The 17621-nt window shown below is 33.1% G+C and carries 22 protein-coding genes; 11 read left to right on the forward strand and 11 right to left on the reverse strand.

Translation table 11 applies throughout. From position 1 onward, the window contains the following. The first annotated feature begins 3 nt into the window (after positions 1–3). A complete protein-coding gene (locus HS5_RS11640; RefSeq protein ID WP_236751542.1) occupies positions 4–1809 on the forward strand; it encodes a glycoside hydrolase family 15 protein in 1806 nt (601 codons plus the stop codon). On the opposite strand, the gene HS5_RS11645 is transcribed toward HS5_RS11640, so the two are convergent. Beyond that, positions 1780–2694: a glycosyltransferase family A protein gene (locus HS5_RS11645; RefSeq protein WP_236751543.1), complete on the reverse strand. Its 915-nt coding sequence runs from the start codon at positions 2692–2694 to the stop codon at positions 1780–1782. The genes HS5_RS11640 and HS5_RS11645 overlap by 30 nt on opposite strands. A gap of 39 nt (positions 2695–2733) precedes the next feature. Between HS5_RS11645 and HS5_RS11650 the strand changes: the two genes are divergently transcribed. From HS5_RS11650 to tsaA, 4 genes are read left to right on the forward strand one after another with little or no spacing between them, the layout of a single operon-like run. Then, positions 2734–3006: a hypothetical protein gene (locus HS5_RS11650; RefSeq protein ID WP_236751544.1), complete on the forward strand. Its 273-nt coding sequence runs from the start codon at positions 2734–2736 to the stop codon at positions 3004–3006. 45 nt (positions 3007–3051) lie between these two features. Further along, complete coding sequence (locus HS5_RS11655; RefSeq protein WP_236751545.1) at positions 3052–3366, forward strand: hypothetical protein; 315 nt, start codon at positions 3052–3054, stop codon at positions 3364–3366. 31 nt (positions 3367–3397) lie between these two features. Then, positions 3398–3973, forward strand: coding sequence for an XdhC family protein (locus HS5_RS11660; protein WP_236751546.1), 576 nt, complete (start codon positions 3398–3400; stop codon positions 3971–3973). Continuing rightward, the gene (gene tsaA / locus HS5_RS11665; RefSeq protein ID WP_236753564.1) at positions 3957–4373 is read left to right on the forward strand and encodes a tRNA (N6-threonylcarbamoyladenosine(37)-N6)-methyltransferase TrmO; all 417 of its coding nucleotides are present in this window, start codon (positions 3957–3959) and stop codon (positions 4371–4373) included. Before HS5_RS11660 ends, tsaA begins: the two co-directional genes overlap by 17 nt. Here tsaA and HS5_RS11670 read toward each other — a convergent pair. The 5 genes from HS5_RS11670 to HS5_RS11690 all read right to left on the reverse strand — a co-directional run bounded on the left by HS5_RS11670 (position 4347) and on the right by HS5_RS11690 (position 7525). Next, the gene (locus tag HS5_RS11670; RefSeq protein WP_236751547.1) at positions 4347–5432 is read right to left on the reverse strand and encodes a metallopeptidase TldD-related protein; all 1086 of its coding nucleotides are present in this window, start codon (positions 5430–5432) and stop codon (positions 4347–4349) included. The two genes, tsaA and HS5_RS11670, sit on opposite strands and share 27 nt — an antisense overlap. After that, positions 5414–5794 (reverse strand): hypothetical protein, encoded by a 381-nt coding sequence (locus tag HS5_RS11675; RefSeq protein WP_236751548.1) that lies wholly within the window; start codon positions 5792–5794, stop codon positions 5414–5416. The genes HS5_RS11670 and HS5_RS11675 overlap by 19 nt, the downstream gene beginning before the upstream one ends. Positions 5795–5871: 77 nt before the next feature. After that, a complete protein-coding gene (locus HS5_RS11680) occupies positions 5872–6105 on the reverse strand; it encodes a hypothetical protein (RefSeq protein ID WP_236751549.1) in 234 nt (77 codons plus the stop codon). A gap of 45 nt (positions 6106–6150) precedes the next feature. Next, complete coding sequence (gene priX / locus HS5_RS11685; RefSeq protein WP_236753566.1) at positions 6151–6588, reverse strand: DNA primase noncatalytic subunit PriX; 438 nt, start codon at positions 6586–6588, stop codon at positions 6151–6153. Then, on the reverse strand, positions 6581–7525 hold the full coding sequence (locus tag HS5_RS11690; protein WP_236751550.1) for an adenine nucleotide alpha hydrolase family protein: 945 nt from the start codon (positions 7523–7525) through the stop codon (positions 6581–6583). The genes priX and HS5_RS11690 overlap by 8 nt, the downstream gene beginning before the upstream one ends. Before the next feature lie 65 nt (positions 7526–7590). Between HS5_RS11690 and HS5_RS11695 the strand changes: the two genes are divergently transcribed. The 3 genes from HS5_RS11695 to HS5_RS11705 all read left to right on the forward strand — a co-directional run bounded on the left by HS5_RS11695 (position 7591) and on the right by HS5_RS11705 (position 9809). Continuing rightward, the gene (locus HS5_RS11695) at positions 7591–8265 is read left to right on the forward strand and encodes a hypothetical protein (protein ID WP_236751551.1); all 675 of its coding nucleotides are present in this window, start codon (positions 7591–7593) and stop codon (positions 8263–8265) included. 63 nt (positions 8266–8328) lie between these two features. Further along, positions 8329–9381, forward strand: coding sequence for a DEAD/DEAH box helicase (locus HS5_RS11700; RefSeq protein ID WP_236751552.1), 1053 nt, complete (start codon positions 8329–8331; stop codon positions 9379–9381). 35 nt (positions 9382–9416) lie between these two features. After that, positions 9417–9809, forward strand: a complete 393-nt coding sequence (locus HS5_RS11705; RefSeq protein ID WP_236751553.1) for a helix-turn-helix domain-containing protein — start codon at positions 9417–9419, stop codon at positions 9807–9809. A gap of 13 nt (positions 9810–9822) precedes the next feature. Here HS5_RS11705 and HS5_RS11710 read toward each other — a convergent pair whose 3' ends face one another. Both HS5_RS11710 and HS5_RS11715 read right to left on the reverse strand, forming a co-directional pair. Next, positions 9823–11412 (reverse strand): sodium:solute symporter, encoded by a 1590-nt coding sequence (locus HS5_RS11710; RefSeq protein WP_236751554.1) that lies wholly within the window; start codon positions 11410–11412, stop codon positions 9823–9825. Further along, complete coding sequence (locus HS5_RS11715) at positions 11409–11609, reverse strand: hypothetical protein (RefSeq protein WP_236751555.1); 201 nt, start codon at positions 11607–11609, stop codon at positions 11409–11411. Before HS5_RS11715 ends, HS5_RS11710 begins: the two co-directional genes overlap by 4 nt. Positions 11610–11798: 189 nt before the next feature. Here HS5_RS11715 and HS5_RS11720 point away from each other — a divergent pair, with 189 nt between their 5' ends. Continuing rightward, positions 11799–12389, forward strand: a complete 591-nt coding sequence (locus HS5_RS11720; protein WP_236751556.1) for a hypothetical protein — start codon at positions 11799–11801, stop codon at positions 12387–12389. Here the strand turns inward: HS5_RS11720 and HS5_RS11725 are convergent. Genes HS5_RS11725 through HS5_RS11735 form a run of 3 tightly spaced genes read right to left on the reverse strand, consistent with a single transcriptional unit; the run spans position 12386 to position 15566 of the window. Next, positions 12386–13372: a hypothetical protein gene (locus tag HS5_RS11725; protein WP_236751557.1), complete on the reverse strand. Its 987-nt coding sequence runs from the start codon at positions 13370–13372 to the stop codon at positions 12386–12388. The genes HS5_RS11720 and HS5_RS11725 overlap by 4 nt on opposite strands. 40 nt (positions 13373–13412) lie before the next feature. Beyond that, positions 13413–13973: a DUF1404 domain-containing protein gene (locus HS5_RS11730; protein WP_236751558.1), complete on the reverse strand. Its 561-nt coding sequence runs from the start codon at positions 13971–13973 to the stop codon at positions 13413–13415. Positions 13974–14006: 33 nt separating this feature from the next. Beyond that, the gene (locus HS5_RS11735; protein ID WP_236751559.1) at positions 14007–15566 is read right to left on the reverse strand and encodes an APC family permease; all 1560 of its coding nucleotides are present in this window, start codon (positions 15564–15566) and stop codon (positions 14007–14009) included. 184 nt (positions 15567–15750) lie between these two features. On the opposite strand from HS5_RS11735, the gene sul7d reads away from it, so the two are divergent. Then, positions 15751–15933, forward strand: a complete 183-nt coding sequence (gene sul7d / locus HS5_RS11740) for a Sul7d family chromatin protein (RefSeq protein ID WP_236753568.1) — start codon at positions 15751–15753, stop codon at positions 15931–15933. Positions 15934–15970: 37 nt separating this feature from the next. Continuing rightward, positions 15971–17617, forward strand: coding sequence for a S9 family peptidase (locus HS5_RS11745; RefSeq protein ID WP_236751560.1), 1647 nt, complete (start codon positions 15971–15973; stop codon positions 17615–17617). Positions 17618–17621: the final 4 nt, after the last annotated feature.

The raw sequence follows: 17621 nt of genomic DNA on the forward strand, positions 1-17621 counted from the left end.
ATCATGACAAGGAGCATTATTCTGAGTAATGGAAGACTTACAATCTTAGCTGATCAAAATTACCTTTTGAGGGAATTATATTATCCTCTAAGCACTGATAATCATTTACATGTAGGGAGAATAGGAATTTGGGTTAACAATAGCTTTTATTGGCTCCACGATCTTCATCCACAAATAGAATATGAAGAGGATACGTTATCAGCTAAGGTCGAAGCTACTGTTGAAGGCATAAAAATTAAAATAAAAGACGCAGTCGACATGGCTTACGAGATTCTATCTAGAGAGGTTACAGTGGAAGGAAACAAAGAGGTTAAAATATTCTTCGCTTGGGACTACCATATTTTCGGCACGGAATACGGAGATACAGCTTTATATGACCCAGCAACTGATGGTATTATTCATTATAAGCGTGATAGGTGGTTCTTATTCACTTGTGATATTCCTACTTATCAATACGCTACAGGTTATAAGGAAGTAATGGGTTATCAAGGAACCTGGAAGGATTGTGAAGATGGAGAGCTTTCAAATAATCCTATAGCCCAAGGTGCAGTAGATTCTGCAATAAGTTTTAAGATAAACACGGGCACCACATTTTACTGTTGGCTTATTTCAGGTTATAATTACGGAGATGTGAGAAGAAAGAATGAATATGTACAGAACAAGAGCCCTAGAGAATTAATAGATAGAACAGAAAAATTCTGGAGAGCTTGGCTAATAAAGGCTAAGGATTACGATAAGGTAGTGAGGAGAAGTCTCTTAACCATAGTAGCTAACTGGCAAGAAAACGGTGCTATTCCTGCTTCTTTAGACACTGATATAATGAGGTTTAATAAGGATACTTATAATTATGTCTGGCATAGGGATGCTGCTTTTGCAAGTATAGCATTAACACTATTAGGGTATCAGGATTTTTCTAGGAAATTCTTTACTTTTTCTAATGATTTATTGTTTAATGGTTTTTTATTTCAGAAATATACTGTTGACGGTTTTTGGGGCTCTACGTGGCATCCTTGGACTACTGGCTATGTGCCTATCCAAGAAGATGAGACCGCGTTACTGATTTATGCTCTATGGATACATTTCAGAAAGTTCTGGGATGTCGATTTCGTTAAAGATTTATATAGGCCTATGGTAAAATCTGCTGCAGACTTTTTATCTACATACGTAGATGAGAAGACCGGTTTACCGTTACCTTCTTACGATTTATGGGAAGAAAGAAGGGGAATACATTTCTTTACATCTGCAGCCGTGTATGCAGGATTAGTCGCAGCTTCAAAATTTGCCGAATTCTTTGGTGATGAAGAATATAAGGATAAGTATTTTTCCGCTGCACAACTTATAAGGAAAGGCTTAGATACTTTCTACCAAGGAGACCATTTTGCCAGAATGCTGGGAGATAAAGGTTTTGATAAGACTGTCGATTCCAGTACAGTTTTAGGTGCTTTGCTTGTTTACGACCCTATGGATCCCAGAGTGATAAGTAATAGAAAGATAGTCGAAGAAAAGCTTAATGTTAATGGTGGCATAATAAGGTATGAAGGAGACTGGTATTTAAAAGAAAGCGATAAGCCTAATCCTTGGTATATAACTACATTGTGGGTAGCTCAGCAACACATAGCTGAGGGAAATATCGGAAAGGCAACAGAGTATTTGAATTGGGTTCTAAAGAATTCCTTACCTACAGGTATAATACCAGAGCAAATTACTCCGTCTGGCAATTATCCTTCAGTCTCTCCATTAGTATGGTCTCATGCAGAATTGGTAAGAACTTATTATTACTTAAAGAATGGCTTCACGAAGTTCATATAATTTGATTAATTCCTGTCTGAATTGTGAAAAAGTATAATTGTTAGTAATACCCTTTAGAGCTAACGATAAACCCAGCTTAGGGACTCCGTCATCTAGTAAGGAGATAAATTCCTTTAACATCGTAGTATCAATTTTAAATATAGTATTTACTGCATAAGGTAAAACATGTTTTTCCAAACAAAGATATTTATCAATATAAGGATCCTTGCTTCTTGAGAGAGATTCATTACCTTTATGGTAAACTCTTGCACCCTTAAATGTAGCAGAGTCTCCTCCTAATGATATACCGTGAAGTGCTAAAACAGTCTCATTATAGCTTCCTCTTAGAGAGAATGTAGGGATTTTATAATTTATGAAAAAATTTGTCTTTAAACTCATATTTACTCCAGCTATTGCTAAGGATTTTTCTACGTTATGTGTTCCTAAATCTTCTCTATCTACGCTTAATCCTAACCTTGTAAGAAATCCAGTATATTCGTTAAATTTTTCATTATAGGGCATCATGTACTCAGTATTTCTAAATTTCTTAAATAGAGCATTTGGGTAATTCTTCCATTTTTCTCCTATAACTTCTCCTGATGCCACATAAATTGACGGATTCTTATCATGAAATTCTATGTGTCCTTCTACCCATTGCTGTGAAGGTATTGCATCATCATCTGTAAATAACGCTATATCATCAGGATTTAAATTTTCTAAGGCTAAGTTAATTGCTTCTTCAAAGTATCCTCCTCTCAGTATAATTATTTTATTAACGTTGTTTATGTTAAGTTCCTTTTTTGAGATTAATATAATCTCAAAATCTTTAAATGATTGTACTTTTAATGCATCTAATGTATGTTTAATAGATTCTCTTCCTAAAGTAGGAATAAAAATTTGAACCATGAATATGCTTTTTTACACGATTTAAAAAAATGAGTAAATATGCCCTGGATATCTGCTAGAGGATCGGACAAGGTAGTATATAGTCAATGCTTGAAATTGCAACAAGGGAAAATATTACGAGTAGAGAGTTTTAAAGGAGATAGGTGGATAGAAGTAAAAAGAAAAGGAGAAGATGAGTTTGAAATAACAGAGAAAGGCTACAATAATACTACATATCTAGTAAACTCAAAGGACTTAAAAGCATTATTAAAAAGGATTTTCGAGATAGAGTTTCCCAGAAGCCACCAAGTAAGAATTTCAATGACATCGTGAATTAGTCTATCGCCTTTTAAAATAATACTTATAAATATATTAAACATGGATATTGCATTTGATGACATTATTAATGTTAACTTACTAAAAAGGAAATACGAGGATTACGCAAACTCTCTTACGTCAGGAAATAATATAAAAGCCATAGTAAAAGATTTCATTTCATTTATTAAGCAGATTAGATTAACTACATTTAATTCTGTTTTATTAGGAATATTAGATGAACAAGAAAGAATAGCAAAGAAGATCCTTTTGATTTACAATATAAGATATATTCTATTAATTTTCTATAAATCAATAATTAAGATGATGATTAATAAATTAATAAATTTAATAAAATCGTTCTTATCCCTCATCTAAATATATATTTTTATTTTCCATTCTTTTTCTCATGAAGATTGTTATATTCACATCTTCTAAAGAGGCACAAATGGAAGAACCAGTAATTTGTGACAGAGATACCGTAAAAATAGATGGAAGTAAATGTGCAGGTAGGAGCTTAGGTATAGCGCCCTATATTGCAAAATACTTAAAAGACCTTGGTTTTTACGTGATAATCATAGATCCTTTTGCTGAAGAAAATGAGTACGACGCTAATGAAGTTATTAAAGGAGAAGTTTTCAGTATATCTGACGAATTAATAAAAGGTAATTACGTTATTGTAAGCACTAAGCATGTTTATGATACATGGGCTATAATGAAGAGTGTTTTAGCAGGAGCTAAGGCAATTCAAGTAGTTATGAGTATAAAGAGGGCTAGAATTATTCTGGGAAGACTAATAAAGGCTGGAATATCTAAGGAAGAATTGAGAAGATTAAGAATACCAGCAGGGTTAGATATAGGTTCTAAAACGGAGAAAGAAATTGCTTTAAGTATAGTTGCAGAAATTTTAACTATGGAAAGAGGTACAAGCGGCCTACCCTTAAGTAAAGTTAAGGAGTTTGAGAAAGTTGTTGATGAATTATAAGCCAATAGGATATGTTAAGAGAGGAGATGGCTGCAGTTTAGATGAACCGGTAGAAATAATTATTTTTGACGAGTATAAAGACGGATTAATAGGATTAAACGAGTTTTCCCATGCAATAATAATTTATCACCTTCACCTTGCTAAGTTTTCTGGCTTAACAAAACTCAGACACGGAACTGCAGTAGGAATATTTGCAACTAGAAGCCCTAATAGACCTAACCCTATAGGAATTTCAGTAGTTAAAATCATGGGCATTAATGGTAACATATTACATGTAATTGGAATTAATGCATATAACGAAACTCCTGTCCTAGATATAAAGCCCTATGATCAATTAGATTCGATACTTAATCCTAAAGTTCCATCGTGGCATTTAATAAACAATAGGCCTTGCCTTTAGCCTAATAAAAGGTGAAATTCCTCCGTGTTCATCATCTATGTAGACACTCTTAACTTCTTTAGATATTGCGTCTATTGTAACTAATTCTTGTAAAGGTATTGCAATTTCTCTCACAACTGCACCGCCATAACCTATTAGCATCGAATTTCTAGGAAATATTCTGATGCTATTTTTCACAATTTCGCTCTTTTTAACTCCCAGAACCAATAGTCCGTTTTTAGTATCTTGTATTAATTCTTGAAATCCCCAATCTTTAGGTTTTATAATCAAGTTAAAATAATCTGGAATAGGTAATATTCCTCTAGCATTACCAGGATTTCCGTTTTTAGTAGTTAAAGTTCCTAAATATTCTAGAATTGTTCCATCACCAATAATTTCCTTCTTCCTAGTCTTAACGCCTTCATCATCAAATGTAGAAAAACCTATGAGGCTCTCACTAAGAGGATCATCATAAACTGTTATTTCGCGTGAAATTCTTTCTCCCAGCTTTATTCTTGAGTTATCTCCTTTCAAAAAGCTCATAAATTGATGAAATACATGAGCCGTAGCTTCTGGATCCAAGATTATGTTAGTTCTCTCTAGCCCTAGAATTCTCTCATTCATTGAGACACTTTGCATCTTTAGGAAATCTTCCACGGCCTTAAGATCTGATGGCTTTCCAGCATAGGCAAATTTTAATCCGTTATATTCAACGTAATTCAGAATTTTTTCCTCAGTACAATTATTAATTTTTCTATATACTTTTTTTACAGTAACGGTAATGTCGTTCAACTTGCACAAAATCTCATCTAGCTTTTCCCATTCTTTTACTGCTGGAGATACATAGGACTCGCATTCTTCATGAGGTTTTATATCTTCCTCTTTACCTTCAAATTTATTTAAAACCCAGCCTGACTTAGATAAGTATCTATTTACCTTGATTTTTCTAGATTCTCTATAAATTCCGGAGGCAGGAATTAAATGAGCAATCTCTTCCATTAGCTCATAAGTTTGCATTAACAAAAAATAATACCTTAAATTAGAAAAAACTACCTTTTCTTTTACTTGCTTATCTTCCATATAACTATTGAGAGCACTATCATTATTGCGTCTATTATTAATGAGATATCTACGTATGGATTGAATGGCAATACTTTTCCTACAAATAGTGCGGGAGCTGTCCTAGTTTCTAAGAGTAACGCAAAATCTATGGCATAAAATATTGTTATCGGTAAGTAAAGTTTCTTAATTCCTTGTATTAAAGCAACAGCAGCTACTATAGCTAAAGATGCTACGAATCCGAAGAATATTCTGTAAATTAATGTAGCAGTTGGATTCGGTAATTTTGCATCTACTAGATCTAAGTGAATTCCTGCCCATAATGTTGATAATAACATTCCTGCCCATTGTAATACATTTTGCTTTACTGTAGTTCCATTCATCATGATAAAAAGAGAATTAAATTAAAAAGACTTTTACCCAAATCAAAAAATTAATTTATCCCAAATCTAGTGATGAATTAAAAAGCTAATCTACCGAATTTACTCCTTAAGAAAACTCCCATTATGAAGAAGAATATAGCAAAAGCTATTACAACTGGAACTACTGGTCTCCAAGGTCCAAAACTATTTAAGTATAATGCTAACCCTAATGATAATGCGAAGAAGAATGCTAAAGGACCTACAACTACAGACCACGTAAATTTGTCCCATCTTTTAGTTTGTTTTCTTTGTTCCTGCTTTTCCTCGCTCATAAGATAGTCTTTTACTATTAACTAATAAATCTTTTTAAAATAAAGTTAACCTAAGATTCTTTTAACTTCCTCATAAAGTTCAGGATCCTTCTCTTGAAGTTTCTTAAGGGAAGGGGGTCTCAATCCTTTACTCTTAACTCCCTTTATTACGGATCTTATCCACGCATCATAAATCCTTCCTGTCCCAGTTCTGTAATAAAAATCCTTCAATTTTTCTAATGTTTCTTCTTCATTAAGGTTCTTAACATTAGCTAAATATCTAGCTGCAACATACAATATGAACCTCTTTCTGCCATCAGGAAGACCTTTTTCCAGAACTGTGTCTATCCAACTATAGTTTACTTTTGATGGTATTGGGGGAAATATACCTTCAACTTCAAATAAGAAGTTATCATTTTCATCGTAAACTTTGGATATTCCATCTTGATATACGACATATCCTGCAGGAGTGTCATCTGGATAATGTAAAATTATTTTAACTATTTATCTTCACCTCAGTTAATTTTATTTTAGTTGCACAGAATGAGCAAATTTCTCTGTCTTTATTCGTAGGCATTCCACATATTTTACACTTTCCTAAAGTTTCCTTAGGAATATCTTCCATTAGAGGTCTGAATTTTTCCTCAAAATTAGTTACTAGAGATATCATAAAACCCGGTATTTTATCCTCCATTTCTTCTGCTGATCTTCTTATCTTATCTTGTGTTTCTCCTCCGACTCTAAAAGTGTGCGGACATGAGTCATAAATGAAAGGTATTCCCTTAACTATAGCATAAGTCATTATTTCCTTTTCAGGAGATAAAAAGAGAGGTTTGATTTTCTTTATATAACCGTTTTCAGCAGGAGACACCGGTCTTAACCTTGCTAGACTCAGTATATCTCCATTATAGTATCCAGTTAGAACATATTGTGCAACGTCATTAAGATTATGACCCGTAGCAAGGGTATCTGCTCCCTCATCTTTTGCAACCTTTTCTAAGACATACCTTTTTGTAAGTCCGCAAGTACTGCATACAGGCCTCCTTATCTTTACCTTTGCTTCATCTATAGTAAAACCGTATTCTTCTCCTAGCCTAACAATTCTGTATTTGGCACCAAGCATTTCGTAGTTTTTAACTGCAAATTCCACACTTTTAGATGAGTACTTTTTGCCCATATCTATTCCTAAGTCTATTGTTATACCGAAAATCTCAATGCCTTCCTTTTCTGCTATTTTAGTTAAAACGTGAAACAAACTAGTACTATCTTTACCGCCTGAAACAGCTACGGCCAATTTCTTTGTTCCTTCAAGCATTTTATATTTTCTAACCGTTCTTTCAATTCTATTTTCGAACCATTCTATGAAGTGCTCTTTGCAAAGGTACTTATTAGCGTAAGGTATCTTAATTATTGCTTCTTTTCTGCACTCGCTGCATCTCATAAGATTTAATATATTTAACATATATTAAAATCAAATCTTTTAATCTAGTGTTCTTACGTATTACCATGCAATTGCTTGCTGAAGTTCATCCAAAGACAAAAATTGAGAAAATGAAGAAAGAAATTCAATGCTTGTCGTCATTTGACGGCTTTGATATACCAGATTCTCCTCTAGGTTTACCATCAGTTAAACCTGCTTCTATAGCATCTTTAATTAGAGAAGAATACGAAAACAAAAGAATAATAATAAATCAAAGACTTCTTGATGTTAACGAGCTTTATGTGCATTCATTGTCTTTAACTGCTAAGGCTTTTAACCTAAATATCGCTTTCACTAAAGGAGATAAACCTAAAATAGGAAAAGAAGTGGGCTATTTATCTTCAGAAGAGGCCGTAAACATTGCAAGGACTTACGGTGTTAGTTCTGGAATGATGATAAGTTTAAGAAAGTCCAGGACAGAAGTGTTGGCAAGACTAGAATCGAACGCCGATTTTTATCTTGCTCTGCACTTTTCTGGAATAGACTCAATAAAAGGCTTAGAGGAAAGCTTATCAAAAATAATTCCCTATATAATTGTAAAGACTGAGAAGAACAAGGAAATACTATCAAGAATTTCTCAGCCAGCATTTGATGAAGATAAAGTGCATGATTTAATTTATGAACTAGAAAGTATGGGAATAAAATCAGTTCTAATGTCATCTCCAGGGGATTTGAATTTTCTAATTAATTTCAAATTTTAAGGATTAGTTGAAATATATAGTTTAATAGATAATATTTTAAACTCAGAAGTATAAGCGTGTACTATGTTTAAAAATCTTAGCGAAGAGCTTACAAGAGCTTTGCAGGAAGCAAATTACAATAATCCCACTAAAGTTCAAGAATTAACAATACCCGAAATGTTACAAGGAAATAGTGTTTTAGCCCAAGCAAAGACAGGTTCTGGAAAAACGGCTGCATATTTAATTCCTATTCTTGAAAAAGGAGATCAAGCTTTAGTATTAACTCCTACAAGGGAGTTAGCAGAACAAGTAGCCGATGAAGCTAAAAAACTAGGGAAATACAAAAGCATGAGTATAGGTGTTATCATTGGTGGTGTTCCTTACTCCACTCAAGATAGAGAAGTTAAGAAAGATATAGTTATAGGAACTCCAGGCAGAATTCTAGATTTATGGGGCAAGGGCGAGTTAGAGCTCTCACGTTTTTCCGTAGCAATAGTTGATGAAGTTGATAGAATGTTCGATATGGGCTTTATAGACGACGTCAAAATGATATTAAAGAATACTAACCCAAATATTTATGGGTTCTTTTCCGCAACTGTTCCAGAAGAGGTAGAAGATCTAGCAAAGGAGTTCTCTCCTAATATTAAGTTTTTAAAAGTAGACGACATTAAACCTGTGGAAATAGAGCATTTATTTTATGAGGTAAAAGGATGGAGAGATAAGATATCTAAATTAAAAGACGAATTAGACGATAATGAGAAAACCATTGTTTTTGTAAATACGAAAAAGAGTGTTGAAGAACTTTACGATGAATTGAGAGATGACTTTGAAATTTCCTTACTTCACGGCGATTTGCCGCAGAAAATTAGGTTAAGAAATCTATCATCTTTTAGAAAGGGTAAAACTAATGTGCTACTTTCAACTGACTTAGCCGCAAGAGGTATTGACGTCATAGATGTCACCAGAGTAATAAATTTTGACACTCCAAGGGATGTAGAAACTTATATTCATAGAGTAGGTAGGACTGGAAGAATGGGGAGAAAAGGACTCGCAATAACTTTCTATACTAGAAGGGATACTCAATTAATTTTGAGAATAAAAGATTTAATAAGAGGTAAAAAATTGGAAGTGCAGTAGAAAGGAATATAAATCTCATTAAATAAGATGAAAATATGAATCTAGCAGACAAGATACTTGCATTGCTATACGATAGAGGAGAATTAACGGCTGCAGAGATTGCTGAAAGCTTAAGGCAAGATGAGGAAAACATCAAGTTAACGTTAAAAGGCATGGAAAAAGAAGGGTTAGTTCTTGAAAAGGAAAAGGGGCTATTATTTAAAAAGAAGGTTTTCTCATTAACTCCAACGGGTTTAGAAAAGGCTAATAAAGTGAAGGAAGATTTGCAAAATAAAGCAAACAAGCTTATGACTGCAATACAGCAAGGAGAAGATCCACAAGTAATAGTTCAAGAATACGCAGATTTGATACCTCTCATGATGGCAATGTCCTTAATAGATATGATGATGTTGCAAGATCTATTATTTATAGATTTTATGAATTTCTAAAAAGAGAAATATTTTATTGAGTAACTTTTACTATTTCTTCTTCTTTTATTTTGCTCTTTGGTCTCCAGCCCATTGAGTAAGCTATTGCAGTACCTGCTAATGTTACTGCCAGATTAATTGCTAAAGCAAATATTGCAATGAATAGAGGTCCTAGAGGAGTTGACATTAGAGACGTCTTGAATACACTTAAGTGAAGTTCTATAAAGTTTACATAGTATTCCAATCCAACACCTGATATTATTCCTGCAGCCCAACCAGCTATCAATGATTTAGATTCTAACTTGTCAGTATAAAGCCCTAAGAATACTGCAGGCAGTGTTTGCGAAACTATTATTCCTCCTAATAGTTGCAATTGTATTGCATAAGTTGCTGGTACTACGAATACGAAACCTAAGGCTAGGAACTTAAATATCGTTGAAGTCCACTTAGCTAATTTTGCCTCTGAATAAGGCGGTATGTCTGGTTTGAACTCCTTTATTACATTCCTTACGAATAAGTTTGCTACTGCGATTGCCATTATTGATGCTGGGACTAAACCGCCAATGAATATTGCTAAGAAAGCTAAACCTACAAAGTAGGGAGGCATTGTGCAAGCTATCAGAGCAGGTACTGCTAATGCTCCATTGCCAGTTTTTGCAATAAGACCTAATGCTCCAGGCACTGCATAAACTAGAACTCCAAATAATGATATCAGTGCTAAACCTATTCCGTAAACTGGTAGGAATGATGTACTGTACACTAGTTTCTTCTCGCTCTCGGATGATAATGAGCCGTTAATTGCGTGAGGATATAAATATAATGCAAAAGAGCTTCCTAATGCTAATGAGAAATATGCAGGAGCTAATTTTATTGGTAAAGTTTCCATTGCGGGAGGAACTTTACTTCCAGTAACTGTAGATAAATGGTAAGCAGCAAAGTTTGTTGATAAATCTGTAAATGCCTTAGAAAATCCTCCTATTTCTATTGGAACAATAATTATTACTGTAATAACTGTAATCCATATTAGCATATCCTTAAATACGCCTGTTAGCGCTGCACCTCTCAATCCGCTTACGAATGTGAAAGCTGCCAAAACAATGAAAGCCAGCACTAGTGAGATTTCAGTAATGACTTTGCCAGATATTCCTAATCCTGCTAATAATACAGCTAGTACTGCTTCCATTCCAACTATTTGCAATGCTATATATGGTAGTTCTGCAACAACTCCTGTTAATGCTACGAGTATTGCTAAACTTCTACTATTAAATCTGTCTTTAACGAAATCTGCTGCAGTTACATAACCTTTATTTCTTGAAACGTTCCATAATCTAGGCATTGTCAGTAATGCAACTCCGAATCCCCACGCTACATAAGGGATTGCAAAGAAATACAATGATCCAGAAGCAAATATACCAGCAGGTACTGCTATGAACGAATAAGCAGTAAATAGGTCAGCACCTAGTAAGAACCATACTAGAAAAGTACCTAATTTCCTTCCTCCTAGTCCCCATTCGCTCAGCTTATTTAAATCTCCTTTTCTCCATTTTGCTCCATAGAATCCTAAGAAGGAGAAGATTGCAAATAGTATTAAGAATACTGCCAAACTTAAGTAATTTACGTTCATGAATTTTCACCCTTAAATACATATCCTATTGCGAAATATAGTAGTGAAGTCACTATTAGTAATGCTATTTGCAGCCAGTAAAATTCAGTTAGTCCCAATAGCACAGGTTGCACGTTGTTGAACAATGGATATATTGAGTAAATTATAATATCTATTAAGAGGACTATTCCTAGAGAGAGATAGAACCCTTTTTTCATGGCAAATAAATGCAATAGCGAATTTCCCTTTATATTTTAATTATAAAGAGAAAAACCCTTGTATAAAAAAATCTTAATGCAAATATTAAGTTAGAATGCATATATTGTTATTCTTAGGAAAATTTAATCTACTATTCTAGTGTAAAATGGAAGAGCAAATTAATATGACTAATAATAAGAAATAGTGAGTTGGAGCTAAAAATTGAGTTACCTGAGGATTTAATAATTCCACCTTTAGATGAGTTTTCTTATGCATGCAATGGTGAGATAACTAATGTTAAGTGCGATGCTGTTATTTATAGAGATGAAGACAAGATTATAGCAACACCTTATGACATAATATATTCAATTTCATTAGAAAATTTGACAAAAAATAAGACAAGAGGCAGGAAGTACAATAGATGGACTTCCTATATAAGTAAATATAAACTAAGCATCGAGCCTATAGAATTTTCAACAATACTTAAGACTGGAGCAATTATCACAATATTTGCAGATGGAATTGATATAAATGGCACTTTTGGCGATGTTGTTATTAAGGAATTTAAAATAAGCGGAATTAAGAATTGTGAAGAAATCATAAATACGCTTAAAGATATAAATCCAAGGCTAATAGTTATTAAAAAGGAGAGTTTTGTCTTCACGATTTCTGCTTATAAAGTTGCATATATAGATAAGAATTTACAAAGTGCCATGAAAGAATTTTTAGGTTATAAAAGAATGGAGTGTGAAAAACTAGTAATTAAAAATAATACCAGGATATGTTATATTTCTTCTTAGCTTCTCGAGTTATCTATTACAACAAGTTTGTCATTTATTTGTCTCATATTTTCTTCAATTTTCATCTTTATTTTTTTATCGCCTACTATTATAATCTTGGAATATTTATCCTTAATTTCATTTAATTCCTTAAGTGTACCGCTGAAAAGTATAGGAATTAAAGATATTTCATCAAGTCTACCTTCTTCTATGAACTTTTTGTAATTTCCATCATTTTGCAGTATGTTTTTTATAGGTTCTTTTTCGTTGAATTCTTCATAAGACAAAACAGGAAGTATAGCGACATCTCCATCTTTAGATTCCGTTGAATAATTTTTTACTTCGTTCAAAATAATTGTGAAAAGTCTATTCATGTATTCTTTACCTAATTCAACGTCATATACCTTATCCTTATCAAAATTCTCGTGAAAATTCTTGTTTAACCAAGTATAGGAATCTATTATTTCATCCTTTCTTTTTGTTATTGTATCTATAAATTTAACATTGAAGGAAGAAAGGCAAGTAGACTTTATATAACCTGCAAGAGCAGAGTTAAGTATTACTATGTTTTTTTCCTTATCTAGTATGGTGCACAAGCTTTGTATATCAAAGAGTGAATTAGGTGCGGATAAAGGATCCGCGCCAATTCCTACTTCCATCCCTTCATTAGGATTAACATAAGAGTAAAAAGTAAAACGATAATGGTCAAAAAGTTCCACATTACTGTACCATTTATAATATTCTTTTAAGTTATCCTTAAGATCTTCAACTTCTTGTAAGATTTTCTCAAAAGCTTCAATACTTGAATTATATTTTCCATCAAGCCTTCCATAAGGCACGAAAATCGGTTCTCCTATTTTGGGATAAATATAATCAAAGCCGTAGGCTTTTGCAACATCAGGTATTGATGAGTCAATTATAGTTTTAATTGCAACTTTCATTTCTTCTGGAAGCCTATCAATGTGAAAGATCTTCTTTTCTTCTTTCTTCTTAAATAATGACATCAATATTTTGTAGAGATCTAATTATAAAAAATTAAGCAGTTTAGATCTTAAACACCGTTCTTATAAAGCTTAGAATGATGTATGTAAAAATTACGGTCATTATTCCAAACATAACAAGTCCCGTCCAGAATTCTTCTGAGATTGAGAAAGGTGAAAAAGTATAAACTTGATTAGAATAAGGAGGCCATCCCACTATAAGAATGACGGAAAGTACGCTGTCTCCCATCATCCATAATACAAAGAGTATCGCTTTAAACGCATTATTCAATTCATGGATTGTAGAACCCATAACAAGTCCGCCCAAATAGAGTGAAATATCCTCAAATATCCTTAAACATAAGTAAGCTCCACCTAAGTTAAAGAAGTAGGGAATATGCCAGAAAACTGGAATAATAACTCCAGGAATTAAATAAAATTTCGATCCCCTAAAGCCTATATACCCTAAAATAAAACCCCCAATATACAGTACATAATGCATTGCCATGTATAGGTCCTCATATTTTGGTTCTAAGAGTTCTGTGACAGGATTTATAGCAACTATCAAGAAAAGAATAGGAACTATCAAAGACTTTTTTGTAAGTTTATCCTTTAAAATCTGCATAAATATAAAGAAGAATTGGGAAGAAAAAAGATTTTATTCAGGAGGAATTTCTTTGAAGCTCATAGAAATATCTATACCGTTCTTCTTGTGTCTATACCAAGAAATCACATAAGTTAATGCTCCTACTATTATGGTTAAACCTACGAAGAATTCGGTTAATGGAAATCCATCCACTGTGCTAGTAAAACCGAAGACTGGATTGACTCCGGCTTCATATGTTAAGAACGCAAAATACGCTGCAGATATTATTCCAGAAATTTCGAGGCTTTTGATCTTGTTTTTAATACCATAAACGGTTCCTGCTGCACTCGCTATTAAGAAGTATAATGCCCCCAATATTGTTGCTCCATATAGTGAAGTTGCTGCTGAAGTTGAGAACACTGGAATTAAGAGTAACAATAACATTATTGATAAGTCTAATAAGTGAGCGTAAATAGGAGATCCTCTTGAATTTACTTGTGATAACTTCTCCGGTAAAACTCTATCAAAGGATAACGCAAATATATATCTAGAGAAAACTATTACTCCATAAGATAAGACATAAAAGTTCCATATTACAGTTCCTAAACCTATAATCCATTGAAGAATTGGATTTCCAGATAGTGCAATTGCAACTGTCCAAAAATTATAGATAAATGACGCATATGCATAATAATTGAAATTATAACCTGCAACTATATCCATTTCGAGGAACGCTAAAGTTACTAATAAACCTGTAATTCCTAAAGCTAAAATGAGGTTTAACTTAGCTGTTTTTTGAGCTTGTTTAAATTCTGATGCGACTGCAGGTCCAGCTTGCATCCAAGGATAAGTGTATAACGCAAAAATCGGTAAAAGTAATAGTGTGTAACCAAGATTTATTGAAGAAGGAATAGGAGAATATTTTACGGAAGGCACATTGACTCCTAAAGTGGAGAATAACGAAACTGCACTTGAAAAGTGAGAAGAGTTTAACGCAATTACCACCATTGCTAAAACTAAGGAAAACATTGAGAATATTCCTAATGCAGTAACTATGGAATAGCCCCATTTTGCTCTTAATATGTTTATTAAAATAACGGCAACAAAAAATGACGCAGAAATTCCGTAAAATATGACTTTTTGTATTAATGTTAAATTACCATAAGGATTAACGAAAATATTATTTGCTAAATTAATTAAACCAACATTATTCTCTGCATGTCCTATAACACATAAAATCGCATTTATGCTGCTTCCCGAAAAGAAGGCTATTAAAGCGAAATATGCAACAGATTCTATCATTATTGAAATAGCCATTATCGCACCAAGTGGACCGTTTAAAGATCTAGAGATCCACACATAATCTCCGCCAGTTCTGGAGATCTTTCTAGTCATTATAGTGTAAACTATCAATTGAGGTATTGCAAAAATGAAACCTATTATAGAAGCTAACCATAATACCCCTCCAGGTCCACTAATAGTGGGATTATTTGTGGGGTTAAGATATGGAGAAATTGATTCAAATAATGCAATACCGGCTGACATATTTCCTAGGTTTAACATTATCGCGTCTATTAAGCTAACTTGCTTTAAAAGCCCAGACGATTCTCTAATGAAAACGGATTTTGACATCGAGATGTCTCTAATAAAAGATGGTATAAAAAATTTACTCAGAAAAGTAAAATACATAGATTATTATTGACGTAAAATTTACTTGAACAATGAAATGTAAAAAGTAATAATCATTATAAAATACATAAAGTAATACTAAAAAATGAATAGGAATATTAATATAAAACGAAGTAAAGGAAGGCATATGGCTACTAAAGTAAAGTTCAAGTATAAGGGAGAAGAGAAGGAAGTAGATATATCAAAGGTAAAGAAAGTATGGAGAGTAGGTAAAATGGTATCCTTTACCTACGACGATAACGGTAAGACGGGTAGAGGAGCAGTTAGCGAGAAAGACGCACCAAAAGAACTACTAGAAAAACTGAAATAAGGCAAAGAGTTTTAATATAAGATCTTTATTTCTTTTTATGGATTTTCAAGATCTTTTTAAAATTAGGCCAGTATACTCATTTGATGTAAATAATGGGAAAATAAGTTACGTAATAAGGGATAAAAAGCCTTTGGCATATATTCACGGCGAAGGCATAGTTCCTTTAGAAGATGTTTACGCAGAAGGCGTGGAGTGGATAGATGATAAAAAATTGGCAATCATAGGTGATCCTGGAGGAAGTGAAAAGAGAGAAATTTACATATATGATAGAAATAAGGTATTTCCTTTACTTAAGGATAAGTATGATAATTTCGAAACTTATTTTATCAATGATGATAAATTTCTTTTTATTTCTAATCGTGATGGAAGGACTCTTCATCTATACTTGTATGATAATGGTGATATAATTCAAATCAGCAAAGGAGAAAGCCCTGTAGAAAACTATTGTTTATCACCTAACAAGAGAAAAGTAGTTTACTCTCAAGGGATTTATGATAACGACCTTTATGTTTATAACTTGGATAAAGGAGAAACGATTTCAAAGATTTCTTATCCCAATTCTGAGGAGACTGTATCCTTATATTGCTTTAGCGATGAGAATAATTTCTTTTTTATGTCTAATAAAGATAATTATTTTAATATATATAATTTTAATATACAAAAAGGGGAAACTACTGAAGTCATAAAGAGTAACCACGAAAAATACGATATAGTCTCGGTAGGCGATAAAATAATCTATACCGAAGATGTAGATGGTGATCTTAAGATAAAGATTTATCAAGGTAAAGAATTAGTTATGGAAGGGTTCAATTTCTACTTAACTCCAGATCAAAATTACGTATATTACATTGGCTCTACTTATGATAAGCATTTTGACTTGTATAGAGTTAACGTATTGAACGGTAAAATTGAAAGGATCACTAACTCTATGAACGGAGTTAAAGGAGATTTTGTAAAGCCAAAAGTTGTTAAATACTCAAGTGAAGGAGAAGTAGAAATTCATGCGTTGCTTTATGAGAGAGGAAGAGAGGACAAAGGGGTAGTTTACATCCACGGTGGTCCTGATTGGGAATGCACTAATTCATTTAATCCTACAATACAGTTTTTAGTTGATAAAGGATTCAAGGTTATTTGCCCAAATTATAGAGGTTCTACAGGGTACGGAAGGAAGTTTAACCATCTTAATGATAAGGATTTAGGAGGAGGAGACTTAAAAGACGTCGTAAATTCCGTTAAGCTTCTTGGAGTTAATAAAATAGCAATAACTGGGGCAAGCTACGGAGGATATTTAACAATGATGGCAGTTACTAAATATTCAGACATTTGGTGTTCTGCCGCTGCAGTAGTTCCATTTGTAAACTGGTTTACAGAAAAGAAGCTTGAGAGGGAAGTTCTTCAACAATATGATGAAATGAAAATGGGCAATGACGAAAACTTGCTTAGAGATAGGTCCCCAATATTCTTTATAGACAATATAAGGTCACCTTTATTGATATTAGCAGGAGAAAATGATCCTAGGTGTCCAGCAGAAGAGACTAAACAAGTTATAGAGAAGTTAAAGGAAAATAATATAGACGTTGAATATAAAATATATGAAGATGAGGGACACGGATTTTCAAAAATAGATGATTATGTAGATTCTATAAAACGTGTAGTAGAATTCCTTGAAGAACACTGTAGATGATGAT

The sequence above is a fragment of the Acidianus sp. HS-5 genome (assembly GCF_021655615.1).
Taxonomy (GTDB): Archaea; Thermoproteota; Thermoprotei_A; order Sulfolobales; family Sulfolobaceae; genus Acidianus.

Excerpts from the sequence above, each read along its gene's own strand:
- HS5_RS11705 (WP_236751553.1), top strand. The coding sequence starts at position 9,417 with ATGAATCTAGCAGACAAGATACTTGCATTGCTATACGATAGAGGAGAA.
- HS5_RS11640 (WP_236751542.1), top strand. The coding sequence starts at position 4 with ATGACAAGGAGCATTATTCTGAGTAATGGAAGACTTACAATCTTAGCT.
- HS5_RS11655 (WP_236751545.1), top strand. The coding sequence starts at position 3,052 with ATGGATATTGCATTTGATGACATTATTAATGTTAACTTACTAAAAAGG.
- HS5_RS11660 (WP_236751546.1), top strand. The coding sequence starts at position 3,398 with ATGAAGATTGTTATATTCACATCTTCTAAAGAGGCACAAATGGAAGAA.
- HS5_RS11680 (WP_236751549.1), bottom strand. The coding sequence starts at position 6,105 with ATGAGCGAGGAAAAGCAGGAACAAAGAAAACAAACTAAAAGATGGGAC.
- HS5_RS11735 (WP_236751559.1), bottom strand. The coding sequence starts at position 15,566 with ATGTCAAAATCCGTTTTCATTAGAGAATCGTCTGGGCTTTTAAAGCAA.
- HS5_RS11690 (WP_236751550.1), bottom strand. The coding sequence starts at position 7,525 with ATGAGATGCAGCGAGTGCAGAAAAGAAGCAATAATTAAGATACCTTAC.
- HS5_RS11695 (WP_236751551.1), top strand. The coding sequence starts at position 7,591 with ATGCAATTGCTTGCTGAAGTTCATCCAAAGACAAAAATTGAGAAAATG.
- HS5_RS11710 (WP_236751554.1), bottom strand. The coding sequence starts at position 11,412 with ATGAACGTAAATTACTTAAGTTTGGCAGTATTCTTAATACTATTTGCA.
- HS5_RS11675 (WP_236751548.1), bottom strand. The coding sequence starts at position 5,794 with ATGAATGGAACTACAGTAAAGCAAAATGTATTACAATGGGCAGGAATG.
- HS5_RS11650 (WP_236751544.1), top strand. The coding sequence starts at position 2,734 with ATGCCCTGGATATCTGCTAGAGGATCGGACAAGGTAGTATATAGTCAA.
- HS5_RS11670 (WP_236751547.1), bottom strand. The coding sequence starts at position 5,432 with ATGGAAGATAAGCAAGTAAAAGAAAAGGTAGTTTTTTCTAATTTAAGG.
- sul7d (WP_236753568.1), top strand. The coding sequence starts at position 15,751 with ATGGCTACTAAAGTAAAGTTCAAGTATAAGGGAGAAGAGAAGGAAGTA.
- HS5_RS11645 (WP_236751543.1), bottom strand. The coding sequence starts at position 2,694 with ATGGTTCAAATTTTTATTCCTACTTTAGGAAGAGAATCTATTAAACAT.
- HS5_RS11725 (WP_236751557.1), bottom strand. The coding sequence starts at position 13,372 with ATGTCATTATTTAAGAAGAAAGAAGAAAAGAAGATCTTTCACATTGAT.
- HS5_RS11745 (WP_236751560.1), top strand. The coding sequence starts at position 15,971 with ATGGATTTTCAAGATCTTTTTAAAATTAGGCCAGTATACTCATTTGAT.
- HS5_RS11715 (WP_236751555.1), bottom strand. The coding sequence starts at position 11,609 with ATGAAAAAAGGGTTCTATCTCTCTCTAGGAATAGTCCTCTTAATAGAT.
- HS5_RS11700 (WP_236751552.1), top strand. The coding sequence starts at position 8,329 with ATGTTTAAAAATCTTAGCGAAGAGCTTACAAGAGCTTTGCAGGAAGCA.
- HS5_RS11730 (WP_236751558.1), bottom strand. The coding sequence starts at position 13,973 with ATGCAGATTTTAAAGGATAAACTTACAAAAAAGTCTTTGATAGTTCCT.